The following is a 20,938-nucleotide window of genomic DNA, read 5'->3' as shown; positions in this document are numbered from 1 at the left end:
GTAAGTACATCGCCCCTAGCGGGTGAACACACGCTCAACGGGTCCAACCAAGGACCCACTCAAAGGGAGGACTACCATGATCAAGATGCTTTCCATCGCAGCTGCGGCGCTCGCTTCCGTCGCCGTCGCTTCCCCCAGCTTCGCCCAATCCTTCTCGCCCAGCTCGGGCAGCGTATCCGGATCGGGTTCTGTGACCCTGTCGCAAACGATCAGCGTCACCTGCAACGTCTCCATCACCGCAAGCCCGCTGAGCGCGACCAGCGCGCCCATCCCGACTCGCAGCATCTCGCCCGGCGGCATCGCCTGCTTGGCCGTTGCGCCGTCCGGCGCTTGGAGCGCGGCCGTGGTGCCGGGATCGACCACCTCGATCGCCCTGACCATCGGCGCCAACACCGTGGCCAACGATCCCTGCTACGGCACGGTGGTGGTCGCCTGGAACAATGCGACCAGCACGGCGACCTTCAACAACAACGTCCTGCCCCCCGTGAACGCCGGCGGTCGCAACTGCACCATCGTCAGCGGCTCGATCCGTATTCCGGGTCTGCAAATCCTCTAGGCTCGGCTGGTCCCCGGATCCTAAACCTGAAAGCCTGGCCGGGCGTCCGCGACGCCCGGCCTTTTTTCTTTCCGCGCGGTCCGGCTCGCTCCTAGATTGTCCCTGTGATCTCCCTCTGTCTCACGCTCGCCGGGTTCAGCGCCGCCGCCGTCCAGGCGACGCCGGCGCCGCAGGCCGATCCGCCCCCGGTGACCGTCCTGCCCGACGTGGAGGTGGCCGCCCGGCGGGGGGCGGCGCGCACCCCGCCCCAGTATGAATATGACGCCGCCCGCATCGACGCCCTGGCCGGCGCCAGCGTCGGCGACGTCCTGGGCCAGGCCGCGCGTCAGTTCAGCCCCGGCCAGCCGCCCGTGGTCATCATCAACGGCGTCCGCATGCCGGACCCCTCCGTCTTTCTGGACCTGCCGCCCGACGCCCTGGAGCGGTTGGAGGTCCTGCCGGCCGGTTCGGCGGCGGAATACGGCGGCTCTCCCTCCGGCCGGGTCTTCAACCTGGTCCTGCAGCGCAGTTTCGCCAGCCGCGACGGCGCCCTGACGGCGGCCGCTCCGACCGCCGGAGGATTCCGCGAGCTTTCCGCCACGGCGCGCCAGTCCCGGCTCCAGGACCGCAACATCACCAACCTGACCCTGACCCTGCGCGACGTCTCTGCCCTTCTCGCCGACGATCGCCCGGCCTATCTGCGTGATCACCCCGACAGCGCGGACGTCAGCCTGACGCCCGAGAGCCGGTTCCTTTCGGCCAACGCCGCCTTCAACCGCAGCCTGGGCGACTGGGCCGCCAGCCTGAACGCCTCGGCGAGCCAAACCTCCAGCCGATCGACCACGCGGGACGCCGACGGCCTGACGGTTCTCTCCACCGACACCCGCCGTTGGGAGGTGCGCAGCGGCCTCAGCGGTTCGGTTCTAGACTGGACCGCCCAGGTCAATCTCCTCGCCACGGCCGATGTCGTCGAGGCCGAAGGCCCGACGCCTTCCCAGACCGACCTGATGAGCTGGAGCGGCGCGGTCGCCCTGAACCGCAGCCTGCCGGGCCTGGGCGCCGGCCCGATCGCCGTCAATCTGTCCGCCGATGCGAACCGGAACCGAACCCGGACGGAGGCTGGGGGAGAGACGGACCGGCGCGCCACGACGGCCTCCGCCTGGCAGGGGCAGATCACCGTCCCCCTGTCCCAGCCTGCGCCGCCGCCTGGTCTCGAGGGCGAGGCGAAGACCCTGAAAATCGGGGGCGTGAGCCTGGGCGGCCTGTCCGTCAGCCTGGGCGCGGGGGGCCGCGACACCGACGCCGGGGGCGGAAACAGTCTGGACCTGGGCGCCGCCTGGCAGCCGCGTGACAAGGTCAGCCTCAGCGCCAGTTGGAACCGCACCCTGACCGCGCCCAGCGACCTGGACCGCTTCGCCCCGCCGCGCCAGGGCCCGAACGCCGTCGTCTATGACTTCCGCACCGGTGAGGCGGTCGAGGTCCAGACCCTGGTCGGCGGAAATCCCGACCTGACCGCCGCCCGGTCCGAAGGCGCGGCTCTAAACCTGTCGCTGGGCCCCTTCACCCGGTGGAGCGTCGGCTTCAACCAGGGCCTGTCCCTGGCCCGCACGCGCGACGGGATCTCGTCGAGTCTTCAGCCGACGCCACAGACCGAGGCCGCCTATCCCGACCGGTTCCTGCGCGATGCGTCGGGCCGTCTCGTTCGGATCGACCTGCGCCCCTTCAACGCCACGGCTTCAGAGACCCGGTCTCTGACCACCAGTCTGAGCCTGAACCCGCCGGTCGATCCGGAGGCCTCCGCCGCGACCTGGACGGTCAACCTGTTTCACACCTGGCGGCTGACCGACCGGACCGAGCTGGGCCGGGGCCTGCCGGTCCTGGATCGTCTGGCCGGTGACGGCGGCGGCGTGTCCGGCCAGGACCTGGGATGGACGCTCAGCCGGATGAAGGGGCCGCTGAAGATCGACGTCACCGGCCGGTGGACGGCGGGCTATCGCAGCCGGGCGACCATCGGTGAAGACGGCCCGGCCGACCTGCGGATCAGCGACTTCGCCCGCCTGGACCTGAAGGCGACCTATCGCCTCTTCCGGGACGTGTCCGGGCGACGGGCGGAAGGGGCGCGGCTGGAGCTGTCGATCCAGAACCTGACCGACGAACGCCCCTCCGCCCGCCTCGCCGACGGCGCCCCCGCCCCCGGCTACGGCCGCGACAGCCGCGACCCCGTCGGCCGCCGCATCGAGATCACCTTGGGCAAGCGGTTCTAGATGTGCAGGCCCAACAGCGGGAGCCCGCGTCAGGGCGTGAGATAGATCGGATTGCCGATGAGGACGAGGCGACCGTGGATGTCGCGGACCTGAACCCGGATCCAGTGGCGCGCGCCGTCTCCGGATACGGCGAAGCTCGCCTCGCCCTCCGCCGGGGTCGGACGGGCCAGGGCCGGAACCAGAGCCGCGTCCTCGATCACCTCGATCTGCCCGCCGGGCACGCCGCGCGCGGTGACGAAGAAGGTCGCCGTCGCTCCCCGAGCCAGCGGGAGCGATCCGCCCATCTCGGCCCGGGCGGGCCCCGCCTCCGCCCGTAGATCCAGCAGCCGATCAGGCCGCATGTCGATATCTATGAACACCCGCCCGGATCGGACGCCCGCCAGCAGCCCCTTGACCGAAAGCTCGGGCATATAGACCGCCGTGGTAGGGGAGCCGAGCGTGCCCAGACGTTCGGTCGGAAGGTCCGGATTGTGGATGTCGCTGCCGCCGATCCCGGTGACGTGTTCGCCCTGATTGAGCAGTCGGTCCCACAGGTCGAACCCCTGTTTAGGGCCCTCGGGCGTGCCGAACTCGTCCAGGGTGCCGCCGTTCACCACCTCGACCGCGCCGATGGAGCCGGGTGGAAGGGGATCGACGGACCAGCCGCAGCCCATACATTCCTCTCCGGTCGCTACGCCGGGGTGGTTGACCGACACCAGGCCGCCGGAGTCGTTGGCCGCCTGAATCCACGACAAGGCGTCCGCAGCGTCGGGCTGCGTCATCCGGTACTCGAGGAACTGCGTCAGGCCGAAGACATTGGCGTGGCCGAAGAAGGTCGTCATCTCCCGCCCCGGCGCCAGAAGCACTTTGTCGAAATGCTCCTGCAACTCGCGCATCTCATTGTAGTGGGCGGTGGTGTTGTGATCGGTGATGGCGACGAAATCCAGGTTTCGGCCCGCAGCTGTTTCGACGGCGCGATAGACGGGGCAATGGGTCTCCCGTCCGCTGTGGGCCGCGCAGCTGCCGTCGGAATCGCCGGTGTGGACGTGGAAATCGCCGCGATACCAGCCCGGCGCGGGATTGATCGGGGCGTCTGCGAACTCGACCGGGCGAGGGCGGGTTTCGACGGCGACGCGGGTCTCGTACTCGATCTCGGCGCCGGGTCGGATCTGCGAGGCGCTGAGAACCAGCCGCCAACGTCCCGCCGGCAGCGGGCCGGGCAGATAGCCCGGCGTCGCCTCTTCCGTGGACAGGGTGAAGACGTCGCGGGTCGTGCCGCTCCACCCCCTGAAGCGCTCAGGGTCGAACACGCCGATATCGACCCCTGCGTCCTGGGTGCGCCTGAGATAGCGGAAACGAACGGTCACCCGGGTGGCGCCGGGCGGCACCGTGAAGACCACTTCGCGGTGGGTCTGGTGATCGGCGCGAGTCAGACGGCCGGTGATGACCTGTTCGGGAGGATCGACGCGGCGGTCGGCGGCCAAGGCCGAGCCGGCGGCGAAAAGGACGAGCGCGGCGAGCGTCGCGCAGAGCGGCGTTTTCATGAGGATCTTTCCTCTTCATCAGAGCCGGGACGGCGCGCGGCGTCGCCGCGCGCCGGAAAGGCTGGACTAGAAGCTGTATTTGGCGGTCAGGAGGGCCGTCCGCCCCGACTGGACGATGTCGGAGATGGCGGAGCTGTTGCGGCCGACATGCGACCAATAGCTGTGGGTTCCGGTCAGGTTCGCGATCGAAAGGTCCAGATCGACCGCGCCCAGGCGATAGCCCGCGTGCAGATCGACCCGCCTCGTCGGGCGGACCCACACGTCGCTCCAGCTCGAGCCCGTCGAGAACAGATCGTACTTCTGCAGGAAGTCGCTGGTGTAGCGATAGAGAAGATCCAGGGTGAAGCGGTCGTCGGCGTAGAAGACGCCGATATTGCCGGTGACGTTCGGCGCGTTCTGCATGCGCTGATGGCGGCCCCACTCGGCGCCGATGTCGACTTCGGAATGCTGCAGCGTCAGATTTCCGCCGATGGAGAAACCGTCGAGCACAGGGTTCAGCGCGCCCAGCTTCTGCTGCCCTTCGAACTCGACGCCGAACAGATCCCCGTCGCCGCCGTTACGGGGCTGGTTGACGATGACTCTGCTGATCTGGCCGCGTTCGGTGTTCACATAGTTCGAACCGCTGCCGTAGATGTAGTTGGACAGGTGCTTGTAATAGGCGCCGATGTTCAGATAGCCGTGTTGATCGAAGGTCCACCCGCCGCTGACGTCGAAGTTGATCGCGTCGATCGCCTTGAGGTCCGGATTGCCGCGCGTGATCGAGGTCACGCGCGTCGCCGGATCATAGGTCTGGGTCGCCGATCCCCCCAGTTGGAAGAAGGGCGGCCGGGTGTAGCTGGTCCAAAGACTGGCGCGATAGACGGAGCGATCGCTGGGGCGATAGGTCAGGGCGATGCTGGGCAGCAGTTTGGAATAGGCGGATCGGTTGCTGTCGAAGGCGCCCAGAACCTCGTCCCCCGCCTCATTCCATTGCCGCACCCAGTAGCGGTTGTGGATGATGCTCTTTTCGTAACGCAGGCCCGCCACCACCTGGGCGTCGCCGAAAACGGACAAGGTGCTGATATAGCCGGCCCACACCGCCTCGCTGCCGCTCAGGGTGTTGCAGTTCTCGTTGGTGACGACCTTCCAGGCGGAGTCGCTTCCGGTGCAGATGTCGCTGGCGGCGTCCAGCTTGGCCTGGGTGTCGGTCAGGGCGCCGAAGCGACGCGACAGTTCATCCAGATCGAAATCGGGGATCGGATAGTCGTACTGACCGGGAAAGCCCGGAAAATACCCCTTCAGCAGTCGGCGGTCATCGGCGATCGTGGCTAAAGGATTGGGTTCGTTCACCGTCCAGTCGCGGTTGCTGACGTCGCGGCTGCTGCGCACATACCGAAGCCCCCCGCTGATCAGACGGGCGAAATCGCCGTCTCTTTCGCGGCTGACGTCCAGCTTGGCGCCGTATTTGGTCTGCTCGCTGAGGCCGGTGGTCTTTTCGTAGCAACAGGCGGCGGGCATGGAGCCGGGACTGGAGGCCGCCCTTTCCATGTCCGGCGTCAGCTGGGGCACGGGGTAGCCGCTGGAATTATAGCTCACCAGGGTCGGCCGTCCGAACGGGGAGGCCCCGGCGCTGGCGCCGCCGATCGGCACCGAAGTGGTCCAAAGCTCCAGATGGTCCGGGCGATCGTTGCGCCCCTGTGAATAGAAGGCGTTGGGAGCGAACGTCCAGCCGTTCGCCTGTTTGTCCATGCCCAGAGACAGGGTGATCAGCTCCGCCCGTTCCGGGTTGGTCTCGTACCAGAGCCGGTTCGAGACGAAGGGAATTGTGGTGCCGTAGCGACCGCCGCCCAGGTCGATGTACTTGCCCTGGAAGACCTTGTTGCCGTCGGCATCCAGGATGTAGCCGCCTGCGGCGTCGGTCTTGTACACATTGTCGCTGACGATCTTGGCGCCGTTCCTGTCGAGGATGAAATTCCCGTCAAGATCGGTCTTGAACGGACTGCGCCCCTCGCGATTGACGGCGTGTTCGCCGATGATCTGGTTCAGGCTGGAGTTCTGGGTCGTGAAATAGCGGGCGGAGGTTCCCCGGAGATAGACGCTGGTGTCGGCGTCCGGCCGCCAATCCAGCGAAAGCGTTCCCCCCCACATCTCCGTCCGGCCGCTGGACACGCCGATATTCATGCCCGCCAGGAGGATGTTGGAGATCGGATCGACCCCGGCGGGATTGTTCCCATCGGCGTCCACCACGGCATAGGCGCGGGAATCGTCGCCGCTGGCCGCAGCCTGCAATCCGCCCATCAGCGAATTGGCGTAGTTTCGTACCGAATAATAGCCGCTGGCGTAGACGCCGAACCGTTCCTCCGCATCCAGCTTGCGGCCGTATTCGGCGGCGACGCCCTGACCGGCGCCGTCCGCGTCCAGCCGCAGGGCCTGGCTTTCAAGACGCCCGCTGACGCTGACCGACCCGCGCGACCGTCCCGAAAAGTCGAAGGCGGTGGGGGTGCGGAAATCAATTGTCCCGCCGATTGCGTCGCCGTTCATGTCGGGGGTGGAGGTCTTTCGCAAGACCACGGTCTGCACCGCCGCGGGCGGCAGAAGGTTCAGCTGCACCGCGCGGGAGTAGGCCTGGGCCTGGGCCACCTCCACCCCGTTCAGCAGGGTCACATTGTATTCGGCGTTCATGCCCCGGATCGAGACGAACTGGCCTTCGCCGCGCGAGGCGCCGTCGATCGCATAGGCGTTGCTGCCGCTCAGGAACGAACTGCCGTTCTGCATGACGTTGACGCTGGGCAGCAGCCCCAGAATCTCGGCGGCGTTGTGGGTGGCGGTATGCTGTAGGTCGGCGGCCGACAGCATCGATATGGGCTGGATCGCCTGGAACGCTCTGAAGCCGGCGTCGCGGCGGGTGCCGACCACCACCACCTCTTCCAGCTGCGCTGCGGCTTGCTGATCGGCTTGGCGAACGGCGCGATCCGTCGCTGCCTGGGGTGCGCGCGCCGCAGGCCGAATGACTACGACATTGGACCTGCGCTGGTAGGACAGGTCCTGGCCGCGCAGAAGCTGATCCAGAGCCTGCTCGACGGTCAGGCGGCCGACCGCGCCCTGCGTCGTCCGCCCCGCGACGACCTCAGGGTCGGCGACCACAGTGAGGCCCGTGGCGCGCGACAGGCGGATCAGAGCCTCGCCCAGCGCGCCAGGGGGAATGTTGAAGGCGATCGGCGCCGCAGCGTCGGACGCCGCCGGAGCGGTGGCGGCCGCAGGCGTGACCACAGCGGCGCAGGCGCCGGCGGCGATCGCCACGGCCAGGGCCGAGGCGTGGAAGTCGTAGATGCGTTTGGTCATTCTATCCCCCGATATTCCGGCGCTCTGGCCGAGATGACGGGAGTTACGACGCCGGGGTCCGGCGAAACCGGACAGGGAGTTTTGACAAGGTTTTGTGAAAGGCGCCTTCGCCTCAGCCGCCCTGGGTCAGCACCAGACCGTCCGAACGTTCTCGGACGACGAAGCCGTGCAGGTCGGCCAGGGCGTCCAGATCCTCACGCGGGGTGTCCAGCCGCACCCGGCCCGTGATGCGTTTGGACTCCAGGGCCGGGCTGGCCACGACGATGGCGACGCCGCTGCGCCGTCTCAGCGCCTCGACCACGCGGTGAAGCGGCCAATCGCGCGCCTCGATCCAACCGCCCCGCCAGTCGCCGGCCTGGGCGTCGAAGCCGCTGACCGATCCGACGACTCCTCGGGTCAAATCGGCCTGTTGATTGGCGTTCAGCGTCGCCACCCCCGTCTCACCCTTCAGTCGAACCGTGCCGGAATAGACCTGAACGGCGGCCTGATCGCCGGAGATGCTGACATTGAAGGTGGTTCCCAGATCGGTCAGCGAGCCGTGATCCAGCGCAAGGACGAAGGGCCGTTCCGGATCGTGGCGGATGTCGAACAGGGCCTCGCCCCGGATCAGCCGCGCATGTCGTCCGCCGCCTTGCTGCGCCAGGCTCAGTCGGGTGTCGCCGTTGAGGTGGATTCGGCTGCCGTCCGACAGGGTGATCGTCCGCAGTTGTCCCGGCGCTGTGACCACCAACAGAGGCGACCTGGGCGCCGCGACCGGATAGAGGCGCTCGCGCAGCGGCGGCGCGCTCAAGACGCCGGCCAGCAGCAGGCCGGCGACCAGGGCGGCCGCCAGGGCCGGCGTCCAGCCCCGGACCGGGCGTGTGAAGGCCCCTGCGCGCGCCTGGGGGCGCAACCCGACGACCTTGGGTCGGGCGTCGTGCAGCCGCATGGCCTCGACCAGCGCGGGATCGCGCATCGTCTGATCGATCTGATCATAGGCGCGCCTGTGTTCGGGCGACGCCTGGAGCCAGTCGTTCAACGCCTCGGCGCCGCCGCCCTGGTCCACCCACCGCGCGGCCTGATCTTTGAGGGAGGAGGTCATCTCTGGTCGATCGCTTCGCACAACTGCCGCATGCCGCGCACGATGTGTTTTTCCACGGCATCCGGCGTCAGGTCCAGAGCCTCGGCAATCTCCGCATGAGTCTGGCCGTGCAGTCGACGCCGGATGAAGACTTCCCGACGCAGCGGCGGCATCTCTTCGAGCAGTTGGACGAACTGTTGAAGCCGCTGTTTGTGCAGCAGCATCTGGTCCGGCAGGGGCGCATCGCTGCTCTGGCCGTCGCTCAAGGGCTCGGCCTCGACACGGCGACGGCGGCGGAAGTGGTCGCGCATGACGTTCCAGGCGATGGTCCTGGCCGCCGCCGAGATGTTCTGGACGGCGTGTCGACGGGAAAACAGCAGCAAGCGGACCAGGCTTTCCTGCACCAGATCCTCGCGCACGCTCTCATCTCGCACATGACGCGACAGAAATCGCATCAACGGCCGGCGCTGCCCGTCGATTTCCAAGGCTTCGGAGAAGCGCGCGTGATCGTCCAAGACTGTCGCCCGTCTCTCCAGACCCGGAGCCGGGCTTAGCAGGCGCTTTTGACAGACTCATAACGCCTCGACGGCCGCCCTCGGCTTTCAACCAAAGATCGGCCCAAGAGGGCGAAACCGCTCGGAAAAGCGCGACCGCGTTTCACCCTTCCCGCATCAGGCGGCTGATTTGGCGCGGCGCCTCGCCCGGCGAACAGGGCCGAATCCAGCGCATTCAGCGCCTCGGGCCGGGGGTGTCGGCCATCATTGGGCCTCCAGCGCGTCCAGCCGTCCGCGCAGCATCTGCAGCATGGCCGAGAAGTCGCGGCCGCCGTGGCCCAGGCCGTCGAACAGGGCGTAGAGGGCCTCGGCCTGGGCGCCCAGGGGGGTGGAGGCGCCGGACTTGGCCGCCGCGTCCTGGGCCAGTTTCAGATCCTTCAGCATCATGGCGGTGGCGAATCCGCCCTGATAGCCGCGGTTCGACGGGGCGGCGGGTACGGGGCCGGGCCAGGGGTAATAGCTGGTCACGCTCCAGCACTGGCCCGAGGATTTGGAGGCGATCTCGAAGAAGCGCTCCGGGTCCAGACCCAGTTTTTCGGCCAGGGCGATCGCCTCGCACGCGCCCAGCATGGATATGCCCAGGAGCATGTTGTTGCAGATCTTGGCCGCCTGGCCCGCGCCGTGATCGCCGGCGCGGATGGTGATCCGGCTCATCGGCTCCAGCGCCGCCTCGACCCGGGCGAAATCGCCCTCGTCGCAGCCGACCATGAAGGCCAGGGTTCCCGCATCGGCCGCCGCCGTCCCGCCCGACACCGGCGCGTCGGCGAAGGCGTAGCCGGCCGCCTTGGCCAGGCCCGCCACCTTGCGCGCCGTCTCCACGTCGATGGTGGAGCAGTCCAGCAGCAGGGCGCTGGACGGCGCCGCCCCGATGATCTGTTCGGCATAGACCTTATGCACATGGGGTCCGGCGGGCAGCATGGTGATCACCACCTCGGCGTCGCGCACGGCCTCGGCGACCGAAGCCGCAGGCGTGCAGCCGGCGGCGGCGGCCCTGTCCAGGGCCGCCTGCGACAGGTCGAAGGCGGCGACGGCGTGGCCGGCCTTGGCCTGGTTGGCGGCCATGCCCCCGCCCATATTGCCCAGGCCGATGAAGGCGATCTTGGTCATGGTCTCTCTCCCTATTGTCGCCCGCTCATCCCCGCGAAAGCGGGGACGCTGTCAGGGCAGCGGCGTCCATTGTTCATGTTCAGGCAGAGGCGCGAACAGGGCGGCCAGCGTCGCCTCGGTAACGCCCGACAGGTCCGCAGGGGACCATTTCGGCGCATTGTCCTTGTCGACGATCACCGCGCGGACACCCTCCTGGAAGTCGTGGGTCCGCACCATCCGGCCGCCCAGGGCGTATTCCATCGCCATATTGTCGGCGAAGGTGGTCAGCCTGGCCCCGGTGCGGATCTGGCGCAGCGAGACCTTCAACGACTGGGGCGACTTGTTCTTCAGAACCGCCAGCTGAGCCAGGGCCCAGTCCGAACCGTCCGCCTCCAGGGCCGCGAAGATCTCTTCGACCGTGTCGAAGGCGAACAGCCGGTCGATGGCCGCGCGGTGGTCCGAAAGGCCCGGCGGAATGCGGAAATCGTAACGTTCGGCGACCGCGATCGGCTCGCCGCCGTTCACTATGTCCGCCTTCAACGCCTCGATCTGGTCGGACGGGACATAGTGGGTGTGGATGCCCAGTTCGATCGTCTGTTGCGCCTTCAACCGCGCCCCCGTCAGCGCCAGCCAGACGCCGGTCTGGCCCGGCAGGCGCGGCAGGAACCAGCCGCCGCCCACGTCGGGGAACAGGCCGATGCCCGTCTCGGGCATGGCGTAGGTGGTCCGCTCGGTGGCGATACGGATGGCGGCGGGTTCCGATATGCCGACGCCGCCGCCCATGACGATCCCGTCCACGATCGCCGTGATCGGCTTGGGATAGTCGAACATCAGATGGTTCAGCCGGTATTCCGCCAGGAAGAAGGCCCTGGCCTCCGACGCATCGCCCGCCCCGCTCTCGGCGAGCGTGCGGATGTCGCCCCCGGCGCAGAAGCCGCGCTCGCCGGCATGGTCGATCAGCACCGACGTGACCGCCGCATCGTCGCGCCAGGCCAGCAGGGCCTGGGTCATGACCTCGCACATCGGCCGGTTCAGGGCGTGGATGGCCTTGGGCCGGTTCAGGGTGATGCGGCCCACGCCATTCTCGATGCGGGCGATGATTTCGGCTTCGGTGGTCATTCTCGGCTCAATCCCGCAAATCAAAAACATCGACGCCGACGGCGCGGCAGGCGTCCAACAAGGCAGCGTCTCGGGAGGCCAGCGCCCCCCCATTGCCCAAGGCATGAAGCAGATAGGCGGTGTCAAACAGGCTGAGTCCGTGCGTCACGGACGGACCGATCAGGGCCAACGTCGCCTCGCTGTCCCTAGGAGGCGTCACGCGAATGTCCAGCTGACCCAGCTTCTCGCGCAACGGGTCAAGATCGGCGCGGCCTCGCCCCACCCGCAATGAGATGAAGTTGCCGATCTCCCACGCGAACACATCCGGCGCCGTCCGATAAATCGCCTCGTCCAGCAGCAATCGATCCGCCGCCCGTGTGCGCTGTTCGGCGAACAGCCAGCTGATCGCGCAGGAGGCGTCAATCGTGACGGTCTTCATCGCGGATCACTTTTTTAAGCTCGTCCCAGCTCATCTCCGCCAGGGTCGAGTCTATGGGTTGGGCGTCGCGCCAGGCGATGATCTCCTCGGCTATGGCGCGGCGTTCTTCCGGCGACCGGGTCCGGCGCTGCGGCGACGCCGGCACGATCTTGACCGCCGCCCGCCCCCGTCGCGTGACCAGCACCTCTTCGCCCGTTCGCTCCACCTCAGCGATCAAGCTGGTGAACGAGGTCTTGGCTTCCAGCACTCCGATCTCACGCATGGCTCTGTCTCCTGACCATTATGGTCAGAACATAAACCGTCCAAGGGGCTGGAGCCATAGGCGGCGTCATGCCCGCCCCATCTCCCGCGCAATGATCACCCGCATGATCTCATTGGTCCCTTCCAGGATGCGGTGGACCCGCAGGTCGCGCACGATCCGCTCCAGCGGATAGTCCTTCAGATAGCCGTAGCCGCCGTGCAGTTGCAGGGCCTCGTCGGCGATCTGGAAACAGGCGTCAGTGGCCATTCGCTTGGCCATGGCGCACCATTTGGTCTTTTCCGGATGGTCGGCGTCGATGGCCCAGGCGCCGCGCAGCACCATCAGCCGCGCCGCCTCCAGGTCCGTGGCCATGTCCGCCAGCCGGAACTGCAGCGCCTGAAACTCGCCGATCGGGCGGCCGAACTGTTTGCGGGTGGCGACATAGTCCTGGGCCGTCTCCAGGGCCAGCCGCGCCCCGCCCAGCGAACAGGCGGCGATGTTCAGACGCCCGCCGTCCAGCCCCGCCATGGCGTAGCGGAAGCCCGCCCCCTCCTCGCCCAGCAGATTGGCGACGGGCACGCGACAGTCGTCGAACTGGACGATGGCGGTCGGCTGGGCGTTCCAGCCCATTTTCCGTTCCTGGGCCCCGAACGACAGGCCCGGCGTGCCGGCCTCCACCACCAGGGCGCTGATCCCCTTGGGGCCTTCGCCGCCGGTGCGAACCATGACGACATAGAGGTCGCTGGTCCCCGCGCCCGAGATGAAGGCCTTGGAGCCGTTCAGCACATAGTGGTCGCCGTCGCGCACCGCCGTGGTCCGCAGCGCCGCCGCGTCGGAGCCGGACCCCGGCTCGGTCAGGCAGTACGAAGCGATCTTCTCCATCCCGACCAGCGACGGCACGAACCGCGCGCGCAGAGCGTCCGATCCGAACCGGTCGATCATCCAGGTCGCCATATTGTGGATCGAGATGAAGGCCGCCGTCGCCACATCGCCGCGCGACAACTCCTCGAAGATCAGCGCCGCCTCGACGCGGCCGAGCGCCATGCCGCCGTGTTCCTCAGCCGTGTAGATGCCGCAGAAGCCCATCTCGGCCGCCTGTTTCATCACGGCGACGGGGAAATGCTTCTCCTCGTCCCAGCGGGCCGAATGGGGCGCCAGTTCAGCCTCGGCGAAGGCGCGCGCCGCATCCTGGATGGCGCGTTGGTCGTCGGTAAGGGCGAAGTTCATAGGTCATCACTCCCCGCCCCTCCCCCGTCATCCTCGGGCTTGACCCGAGGATCGGAGGCCGGAGCGTCTGCGCGTCCGCGTCGTCGCACAAGCCGCGGACAATCCGGCCCTCGGGTCAAGCCCGAGGGTGACGGCGGCGAAGGGTCAGCGCATCGTCGGAATGACGAACGAGCTGTCCGAATGCTCCAGGGCGCTGTCGGGCCAGCGGGCGGTCACGGTCTTGGTCTTGGTCCAGAAGCGGACCCCTTCCATGCCGTGCTGGTTGATGTCGCCGAAGGCCGAACGCTTCCAGCCGCCGAAGGTGTGATAGGCGACCGGCACCGGAATGGGCACGTTTATCCCGACCATGCCGACATTGACCCAGGCGGCGAAGTCGCGGGCCGCGCGGCCGTTCTGGGTGAAGATGGCGACGCCGTTGCCGTACTGGTGGTTCGACGGCAGGGCCAGGGCCTCCTCGAAGGTTTCGGCGCGGACGATCTGCAGCACCGGGCCGAAGATCTCCTCCTGATAGGACGACATCTCGGGCTTCACATGGTCGAACAGGGACGGGCCGATGAAATAGCCCTTCTCATGCCCCTGCAGGCTGAAGTCGCGACCGTCGACGACCAGTTCGGCGCCTTCCTGAACGCCCTTCTCGATCCAGCCGGCGACGCGCTCGCGGTGCTGGGCCGTGACGACGGGACCGTAGTGGGCGCCGGCGTCGGTCGAGACGCCGACCCGCAGCGAGGGGATTTCGGCGACCATCCGTTCACGGAGTTCGTCCGCCGTCTTCTTGCCGACCGGCACGACCACCGGCAGGGCCATGCAGCGCTCGCCGGCCGAGCCATAGGCCGCGCCCGCCAGATCCTTGATCACCTGATCCATGTCGGCGTCAGGCAGGACGATCCCGTGGTTCTTGGCCCCGCCCATGGCCTGGACCCGCTTATGGTTGGCCGCGCCGGTCTGATAGACATAGTGGGCGATGTCGGACGAGCCGACGAAGCTGACGGCGTGGACCAGGGGATGGGTCAGGATGGCGTCGACCGCGGTCTTGTCGCCATGCACCACGTTCAGCACGCCGTTGGGCGCCCCGGCCTCCAGCATCAGTTCGGCCAGCCGCACCGGCACCGACGGATCGCGTTCGGACGGCTTCAGCACGAAGGTGTTGCCCACCGCGATCGCCACGCCGAACATCCACATCGGGATCATGGCCGGGAAGTTGAACGGGGTGATGCCCGCCACCACGCCCAGCGGCTGGCGCATCGAATAGACGTCGATGCCGGGCCCGGCGCCTTGGGTGTATTCGCCCTTCAGCGCATGGGGGATGCCGCAGGCGAACTCGATCACCTCAAGCCCGCGCTGGATGTCGCCCTTGGAGTCGGCGATGACCTTGCCGTGCTCGCTGGACAGCAGTTCGGCCAGTTCGTTCATGTTCGCCTCGACCAGGCGTTTGAAGTCGAACATGACTCGGGCGCGACGCTGGGGATTGGTGCTGGACCAGCCCTCGAAAGCGTTCTGGGCCGCCTGGACGGCGCGATCGACCTCGCCGGCCGTGGCCAGCTGGACCCGCGCCTGAACCGCCCCCGTATTGGGATCGAACACCTCGCCGAACCGGCCCGACGCGCCCGCGAAGACGGCGCCGTCGATGAAATGGTTGATGTCGCGCATGAGCGTTCCTGCCTTTTTTTATCTTGCCCAGACCTAGACTGTTCATCTACGGACTTGAACTGCGTTTTTGCGTGTTTGAGATTGCATTTCTGCATGTTCGATTGGGACGATCTCCGAGTGTTCCTCGCCGCCGCCCGCAGCGGCTCCCTTTCGACAGCGTCCATCCGGCTCGGGATTGACGCGGCGACCGTGGGCCGCCGGATCGCGAGGCTGGAGTCGGCCCTGAAGGCCACCTTGCTTGTGAGGTCCAAAAGCGGCCTTCGGCTGACAGCCGCCGGCGCCTACCTCCTCGAAACGGGCGCCCAGGCTGAGGTGGCGATGGAAGCTGCGGCGAGCGTCGGCCATCCCGATCGCATCGCGGGCACCGTGCGGATCAGCGCCGCCGAGGGATTCGGCGCCACCATCCTGGCGCCTGCCCTTTCCGGGCTTCGCCGACAGCATCCTCATCTCCGGATAGAACTGGCGGCCAGTTCGGGCTTTCTCTCTCCCAGCCGTCGCGAGGTGGATATGGCCGTCACCCTGAGCGCGCCCGACAGCGCTCGCCTGGTCGTGGAGCCGCTGACGCCCTATCAGCTCGGGCTCTACGCCTCGCCGGAGTATCTCGAGCGACACCCGACGCCCCAGGACGCCAATGACCTGACCGGGCACGACATCGTCGGCTATGTCGAGGATCTGATCTATGCGCCGGAGCTCAGGTATCTCGATGAGGTTTCACCGGGTTTGAAGCCTGTCCTTTCCTCTTCATCCATCCGCGCGCAGAGGGAAATCATCGCCGGGAACGGGGGAATCGGCGTCCTGCCCTGCTTCATGGCGACCGGCCTCCAACGCGTGCTGCCAGACCTCTGGATAGAGCGTCGTTTCTGGCTCAGCACCCACCGGGAGGTCCACGGCAGTGCACGGATCAAGGCTGTTCACGCCTGGATAAAGGACATCTGCGACATGCACCGCACACGACTGTCTCCCCACGAGCGTCGCGGGTCCGATCAGGACCGTCCGGCTCGACAGGGATCGAAGCGGCGCTGACGGCCGCTGTCCCGCGCATCATCGCGTTTGAGGACGGTCTCGCCTATATAGCGACCCTTCCTCCTGGACTCGCATGTTCCGGACGGGAGCTTCGAATACCTCGCCATTTTCGTGTGCGCCCTGCGTGCGCTGAGATGTCGAAAAGCCGGAAACAACGTCGCAAACCGGCGCAAGATCGAGCGCACAGTCTGCCAACCAAAGTTTTGATATTACTGAACAATGCCTATAACCCACGCACGTAGGCTGTCCGTGGCCCCGATGATGGACTGGACCGACCGGCATTGCCGGGCGTTTCACCGCGCCCTCAGCGCGCGGGCCCTGCTCTATACGGAGATGGTGACGGCGCCGGCGGTGCTGCATGGGGATCGGGATCATCTGCTGGGGTTCGATGCGGTCGAACATCCGGTCGCCCTGCAACTGGGCGGGTCCGATCCTGAAGAGCTGGCCCAGGCGGCCAGGATCGGCGAAGCCTACGGCTATGACGAGATCAATCTGAACGTCGGCTGTCCCTCGGACCGGGTTCAGTCGGGCCGGTTCGGCGCCTGTCTGATGCGCGAGCCGGCGCTGGTCGCCGACTGTATGGCGGCGATCCGGGAGGCCGTGTCCGTGCCCGCCACGGTCAAATGCCGGATCGGCGTCGATGACCAGGACCCCCAGGTCAGCCTGTTCGCCACCGTGGACGCCTGCGCCGCCGTCGGGATCGAGGTCTTCATCGTCCATGCGCGCAAGGCCTGGCTTCAGGGCCTGTCGCCCAAGGAGAACCGGGACGTGCCGCCCCTGGATTATGGACTGGTGCGCCGGCTGAAGCGCGAGCGGCCCCAGCTGAACATTTCGATCAACGGCGGGATCGCCGATCTGGATCAGGCCGAGGCCCTGCTGGACGACACCGACGGGGTGCGGCTGGACGGGGTGATGCTGGGCCGGGCCGCCTATCATGAGCCGGCCCTCCTGGGTCAGGCGGATCGGCGCCTGTTCGGGGCCGAGACGGTCGACGTCGACGCCTTTGCGGCCCTGGACCGTTATCGCCCCTATATGGCGGCCCGGCTGGCGGAGGGGGTGCGGCTGGCGGCCATGACGCGCCACATGCTGGGGCTGATGCACGGACGGCCGGGGGCACGGGCCTTCCGCCGCATTCTGACGGTCGAGGCCATCCGGCCGGGCGCGGGGCTGGAGGTTCTGGACCGCGCCGCCGAGGCGGTGCGCGAGGCCGAGGCGCGGCGCGACGCGGCGGCCTGACGCCCAGCCGGGCCGGGAACCGTCCGGGTCGCCGCGCCTTTCAGCGTCGAACCCTTTTCGCGACCGGAGTCCGCCATGAAGCTCATCGCCCTCGCCGCCGCCGCGGCCGCCCTCCTGCCCGCCGCCCAGGCCGCAGCCCAGACGCCCGTTTCCAGTGCGGAGCGGGGCCGGTTCGCCCTGGGCGCCCAGGTCGGCACGCCGGGCGCCGGGCTTCAGGCCCAGTTCGCCGTGAACGACTATCTGGTGCTGCGCGGCGGCTATGACGCGCTTCAGTGGGACCGCGACGACACCTATGACGGCATCGACTATGAGGCCGACATCGACTTCAAGTCGCCGGGCGCCTTCGTGGATCTGCACCCGTTCAAGAACCCCTTCTTCGTCTCGGCCGGCGCCTATTTCGGCACGCGCAAGGTCGATCTGAACGCCACCCCGACCGAGCCGGTCAATATCGGCGGCCTGGTCTTCACGCCTGAGCAGGTCGGAACCCTGACCGGCCGCATCGACCTGGAAAGCACGGCCCCCTTCGTCGGCCTCGGGTTCGACAACACCTTCACCCATGACGGGCGCTGGGGCTTGCGGCTGCTGGCCGGCGCGGCCTTCGGCGATGCGCCCCAGGTCGATCTGAACGCCTCGGGCGGGACCCTGTCCGACCAGCCGGCCTTCCAGGATCGTCTGGCGGAAGAGGAGCGTGAGATTCAGGCCGACGCCGACGACTACAAGGTCCTGCCCGTCGTGCAGATCGGGCTCAACTACCGGTTCTGATGGTGAAGGCGCCCCGCGCCTGCTAAGGGCGCGGCATGTTCGGCCTGCCCCTGTCTGAAATCGCCCTGCTGGTTCTGGCCCTGATCGGGGCGGGGCTGTTCGGCGGGATCATCGCCGGCCTGTTCGGGGTGGGCGGCGGCACGGTTCTGGTGCCGGTGCTGTTCTACGCCTTCACTGTCCTGGGCGTCGGGGGAGAGGGCGATCTGCACACCGCCATCGGCACCTCGCTGGCGACCATCGTGGTCACGGCCCTGCGGTCCCTGGCCGCCCACCGCAAGCACGGGGCCGTGGACGAACAGGTGCTGCGGACCTGGACGCCCTGGGTGGCCCTGGGCGCCGTGGCGGGGGCGGCCATCGCCGGCGTGACCTCCATGGAGGGGCTGGCCCTGGTTTACGGCGTCCTGCTGATCCTGGTGGCGGCCCAGATGGGCCTGCTGCCCGAGCGCTACGTGCTGAGGAATGACATGCCCACGGGCGGGACCCGAGGCGTCCTGGGAAGCCTGATCGGCCTGTTCTCGGCCATGATGGGCGTGGGGGGCGGCAGTCTGGGCGGCATGACGATGACCCTGTTCGGCCGGCCGATCCACCAGGCGGTGGCGACTGCCTCGGGCTTCGGGGTCGCGATCGGGGCGGCGGCGGCGGCCGGTTTCGTCGTTTTCGGCTGGGACGCGCCGGGCCGCCCGCCCCTGTCGCTCGGCTATGTCAATCTGCCCGCCGCCGTGATCATGGGGATGATGACGGCCCTGTCGGCGCCGCTGGGCGCGCGACTGGCGCACCGGCTGGATCGGCGCGTCCTGAAAAAAGCCTTTGCAGTCTATCTGTTGGCGACAGCCCTATCGGTCGTCATCAAGGCGTTTTGAGCCGCGCCCCTTTCTGGCCACAAGTCCCGGCGACAAAACGCGCGCCGGCGGCGTTGGGAGCCGGCGCCTCTATGAGCAAATCGGATGATCGGCGCCTCCGCTGCCTTCGCCTTGTTGTGGACCGCTCTGTCCTCGGTTTCGAGCGAGCCAGTCCCTTACAATGTCGCTGTCGCGGCGGATGCAGCCAGGGTTGAAACCCCGGCGGACGACATCGGTTCCCCCGATCTGGAGGCTGCGGCCCTGACGGAGGAACAGGCCGAGCTTATGGCCGGCGATCCCGACTGGCGCGCCTCGGCCCGGCTCTATCATGCGGGCGGCGGCGGGGCGACGGGCAATGATTCCCTGGGTTGCCGTCCCATCGCCATGCGCACCGTGGCGGTCGATCCCCGCGTCATTCCGCGTCGCACCAAACTCTTCATCCGCGAAACCGTGGGGATGCGTCTGGCCGACGGTTCGATCCATGACGGCTATTGGTACGCCTCCGACACCGGCGGGGCGATCAAGGGTCAGAAGATCGACCTCTATACCGGAAGCGGCCGCGGCTCGATGGCCCAGGCGCGCCGTCTGAACATGCGGACCCTGACCATCGCCGACGCCGGTCGTTTCGACGGCTGCCCCCCGGCCTGGGAAAGCGCCGGCCGCTAAATCACCTTCAAGACGTGAAAAACGCCGGCTCCGTCAGGGGCCGGCGTTTTCATGTGCGGGATTTGCGAAGGCTCAGTCCAGTTCGCTGACCTTCAGCGTCGACTGGACCATGTCGTCGCCATAGGTGCCGACCCAGACGTCATAGCGGCCGCTCTGCGGATTGGTGATCTGGACCTTGGGGTTCAGACTGCCGCCGCTGTCGTCGTCGCAGTACCAGCGGCCGTTCGGCGTATTGATCAACAGGGTGGTGTCTTCCGACGCCTCGACCAGGAAGGTCAGGTCCAGATTTCCCGCCTCGAAGAAGACCTGATAGTCGGGCGCCGCGCTGACCGAACCTTCACAGCCCGCCTTGGCGTTGGCGGCCGGGACCGAGCCGCCGGCCAGGATCGACTTTTCGTGGGGATCGGGGGTAAAGCCGGTGCGCAGGCGCACCGAGCCGTAGTTCGGCTCCTTATCCGTATCGGGGCTTTCGCCGCCGCCGCTGCTGGAGCCGCCCAGTTCGCTGACCTCGAGCGTCGCCTGGACCATCTTGTCATTATAGGTGCCCAGCCAGATGTCGTAGCGGCCGCTCTGCGGATCGGAGATCAGCACCTGGGGGTTCAGATCGCCGCCGCTGTCGTCGTCGCACAGCCACTGACCGTCGGGCGTATTGATCAGAAGCGTGGTGTCTTCCGAGGCCGTGGCCCGGATGGTCAGGTCCAGTTCGCCGGCCTCATAGGTCAGTTGCAGATCCGGCGCGGCGCTGACCGAACCTTCGCAGCCCGAACGGGCGGCCGAGGCGGCCACGGAACCGCCGGCCAGGATGGACTTGGTCCAGGGATCGGGGGTGAAGCCGCTTTCCAGCTCCACCTCCCCATAGTTGGGCGACAGGGTGAAGTCCGGGCGGCTTCCCGACTTCTGGGCCAGGGCCACGCCCGGTGTGAACATGAGGGCGGCGACGGCCGCGGCGGCGATGCGTTTCATGAAGCGTTTCCCCTTCCCTGCGGCCTCCCGCCGCACCTTCTGCATAACCCATTTTCCAGAAAGGCGCAGCTTCCGAAACCCAGGGCGCGCGGTCAGAATTTGCGTTTGCCGGACACCGTCTCGAAGAACAGGCGGAAGTCGCCCATCAGGCTCCACAGCGGATATTTGAAGGTGGCAGGCTTGTTCTTCTCGAAGAAGAAATGTCCAACCCAGGCGAAGCCGTAGCCGACCAGGGGCATGGCCAGAAGCCACCAGGGATTCAGGGTCACGACGAAGGCGAGAAGGGCCAGGATCACCAGTCCGGTGCCCACGACGTGGATGCGCCGACAGGTCCGGTTGGAATGCTCATGGATGTAACAGGGGTAGAAGGCCTCGAACGAGGCGTATCGGCCCTGGGGTTCGGACGGCGTGCTCATGGGCGAAGGGTGCGCCTCCGTCCAGAATCAATCAAGTC

General features: G+C 67.5%; 19 protein-coding genes. 7 read left to right on the top strand and 12 right to left on the bottom strand.

Features of this window, described 5'->3' with window-relative positions; all coding sequences use genetic code 11:
• Window positions 1-76: 76 nt before the first annotated feature.
• A complete protein-coding gene (locus tag GGQ93_RS14710) occupies window positions 77-556 on the top strand; it encodes a PraA/PraB family alkane oxidation protein activator (protein WP_183218000.1) in 480 nt (159 codons plus the stop codon).
• A 104-nt stretch (window positions 557-660) separates the two neighbouring features.
• Window positions 661-2,799 carry a TonB-dependent receptor plug domain-containing protein gene (locus GGQ93_RS14705; protein ID WP_183217998.1) on the top strand — a complete coding sequence of 713 codons (2,139 nt, stop codon included), beginning with the start codon at window positions 661-663 and terminating at the stop codon, window positions 2,797-2,799.
• 29 nt (window positions 2,800-2,828) lie between these two features.
• Here GGQ93_RS14705 and GGQ93_RS14700 read toward each other — a convergent pair whose 3' ends face one another.
• The 10 genes from GGQ93_RS14700 to GGQ93_RS14655 form a co-directional block, all read right to left on the bottom strand.
• Window positions 2,829-4,322: a CehA/McbA family metallohydrolase gene (locus GGQ93_RS14700; RefSeq protein ID WP_183217996.1), complete on the bottom strand. Its 1,494-nt coding sequence runs from the start codon at window positions 4,320-4,322 to the stop codon at window positions 2,829-2,831.
• Window positions 4,323-4,388: 66 nt separating this feature from the next.
• The gene (locus GGQ93_RS14695; protein ID WP_183217994.1) at window positions 4,389-7,643 is read right to left on the bottom strand and encodes a TonB-dependent receptor; all 3,255 of its coding nucleotides are present in this window, start codon (window positions 7,641-7,643) and stop codon (window positions 4,389-4,391) included.
• Window positions 7,644-7,755: 112 nt separating this feature from the next.
• Entirely contained in the window at window positions 7,756-8,724 is a 969-nt protein-coding gene (locus tag GGQ93_RS14690; RefSeq protein WP_183217992.1) for a FecR family protein, read from the bottom strand.
• The gene (locus GGQ93_RS14685) at window positions 8,721-9,218 is read right to left on the bottom strand and encodes an RNA polymerase sigma factor (RefSeq protein WP_182714142.1); all 498 of its coding nucleotides are present in this window, start codon (window positions 9,216-9,218) and stop codon (window positions 8,721-8,723) included. Before GGQ93_RS14685 ends, GGQ93_RS14690 begins: the two co-directional genes overlap by 4 nt.
• A gap of 243 nt (window positions 9,219-9,461) precedes the next feature.
• The gene (gene mmsB / locus GGQ93_RS14680) at window positions 9,462-10,364 is read right to left on the bottom strand and encodes a 3-hydroxyisobutyrate dehydrogenase (RefSeq protein WP_152949563.1); all 903 of its coding nucleotides are present in this window, start codon (window positions 10,362-10,364) and stop codon (window positions 9,462-9,464) included.
• Between the two features lie 51 nt (window positions 10,365-10,415).
• On the bottom strand, window positions 10,416-11,462 hold the full coding sequence (locus GGQ93_RS14675) for an enoyl-CoA hydratase/isomerase family protein (protein WP_183217990.1): 1,047 nt from the start codon (window positions 11,460-11,462) through the stop codon (window positions 10,416-10,418).
• A gap of 7 nt (window positions 11,463-11,469) precedes the next feature.
• Window positions 11,470-11,880 (bottom strand): type II toxin-antitoxin system VapC family toxin, encoded by a 411-nt coding sequence (locus GGQ93_RS14670; RefSeq protein ID WP_182714145.1) that lies wholly within the window; start codon window positions 11,878-11,880, stop codon window positions 11,470-11,472.
• Entirely contained in the window at window positions 11,861-12,142 is a 282-nt protein-coding gene (locus tag GGQ93_RS14665; RefSeq protein ID WP_182714146.1) for a type II toxin-antitoxin system Phd/YefM family antitoxin, read from the bottom strand. Before GGQ93_RS14665 ends, GGQ93_RS14670 begins: the two co-directional genes overlap by 20 nt.
• A gap of 66 nt (window positions 12,143-12,208) precedes the next feature.
• Window positions 12,209-13,348, bottom strand: a complete 1,140-nt coding sequence (locus GGQ93_RS14660) for an isobutyryl-CoA dehydrogenase (protein ID WP_183217988.1) — start codon at window positions 13,346-13,348, stop codon at window positions 12,209-12,211.
• Between the two features lie 144 nt (window positions 13,349-13,492).
• Window positions 13,493-14,995 (bottom strand): CoA-acylating methylmalonate-semialdehyde dehydrogenase, encoded by a 1,503-nt coding sequence (locus GGQ93_RS14655; RefSeq protein WP_183217986.1) that lies wholly within the window; start codon window positions 14,993-14,995, stop codon window positions 13,493-13,495.
• Between the two features lie 93 nt (window positions 14,996-15,088).
• On the opposite strand from GGQ93_RS14655, the gene GGQ93_RS14650 reads away from it, so the two are divergent.
• The 5 genes from GGQ93_RS14650 (at window position 15,089) to GGQ93_RS14630 (ending at window position 19,521) form a co-directional block, all read left to right on the top strand.
• Window positions 15,089-16,018: a LysR family transcriptional regulator gene (locus GGQ93_RS14650; protein ID WP_054764807.1), complete on the top strand. Its 930-nt coding sequence runs from the start codon at window positions 15,089-15,091 to the stop codon at window positions 16,016-16,018.
• Between the two features lie 219 nt (window positions 16,019-16,237).
• On the top strand, window positions 16,238-17,254 hold the full coding sequence (gene dusA / locus GGQ93_RS14645; RefSeq protein WP_183217983.1) for a tRNA dihydrouridine(20/20a) synthase DusA: 1,017 nt from the start codon (window positions 16,238-16,240) through the stop codon (window positions 17,252-17,254).
• A 75-nt stretch (window positions 17,255-17,329) separates the two neighbouring features.
• Entirely contained in the window at window positions 17,330-18,016 is a 687-nt protein-coding gene (locus tag GGQ93_RS14640) for a hypothetical protein (RefSeq protein ID WP_183217981.1), read from the top strand.
• 35 nt (window positions 18,017-18,051) lie between these two features.
• Window positions 18,052-18,876, top strand: coding sequence for a sulfite exporter TauE/SafE family protein (locus GGQ93_RS14635; protein WP_183217979.1), 825 nt, complete (start codon window positions 18,052-18,054; stop codon window positions 18,874-18,876).
• An 84-nt stretch (window positions 18,877-18,960) separates the two neighbouring features.
• A complete protein-coding gene (locus tag GGQ93_RS14630) occupies window positions 18,961-19,521 on the top strand; it encodes a 3D domain-containing protein (RefSeq protein WP_183217977.1) in 561 nt (186 codons plus the stop codon).
• A gap of 72 nt (window positions 19,522-19,593) precedes the next feature.
• On the opposite strand, the gene GGQ93_RS14625 is transcribed toward GGQ93_RS14630, so the two are convergent.
• Entirely contained in the window at window positions 19,594-20,484 is an 891-nt protein-coding gene (locus GGQ93_RS14625; protein ID WP_183217975.1) for a hypothetical protein, read from the bottom strand.
• A gap of 92 nt (window positions 20,485-20,576) precedes the next feature.
• Window positions 20,577-20,900, bottom strand: coding sequence for an Mpo1-like protein (locus GGQ93_RS14620; protein WP_183217973.1), 324 nt, complete (start codon window positions 20,898-20,900; stop codon window positions 20,577-20,579).
• Window positions 20,901-20,938: the final 38 nt, after the last annotated feature.

Source organism: Brevundimonas aurantiaca (genome assembly GCF_014199955.1).
Taxonomy (GTDB): domain Bacteria; phylum Pseudomonadota; class Alphaproteobacteria; order Caulobacterales; family Caulobacteraceae; genus Brevundimonas; species Brevundimonas aurantiaca.
This window is presented reverse-complemented; position numbering and strand designations above follow the sequence as displayed.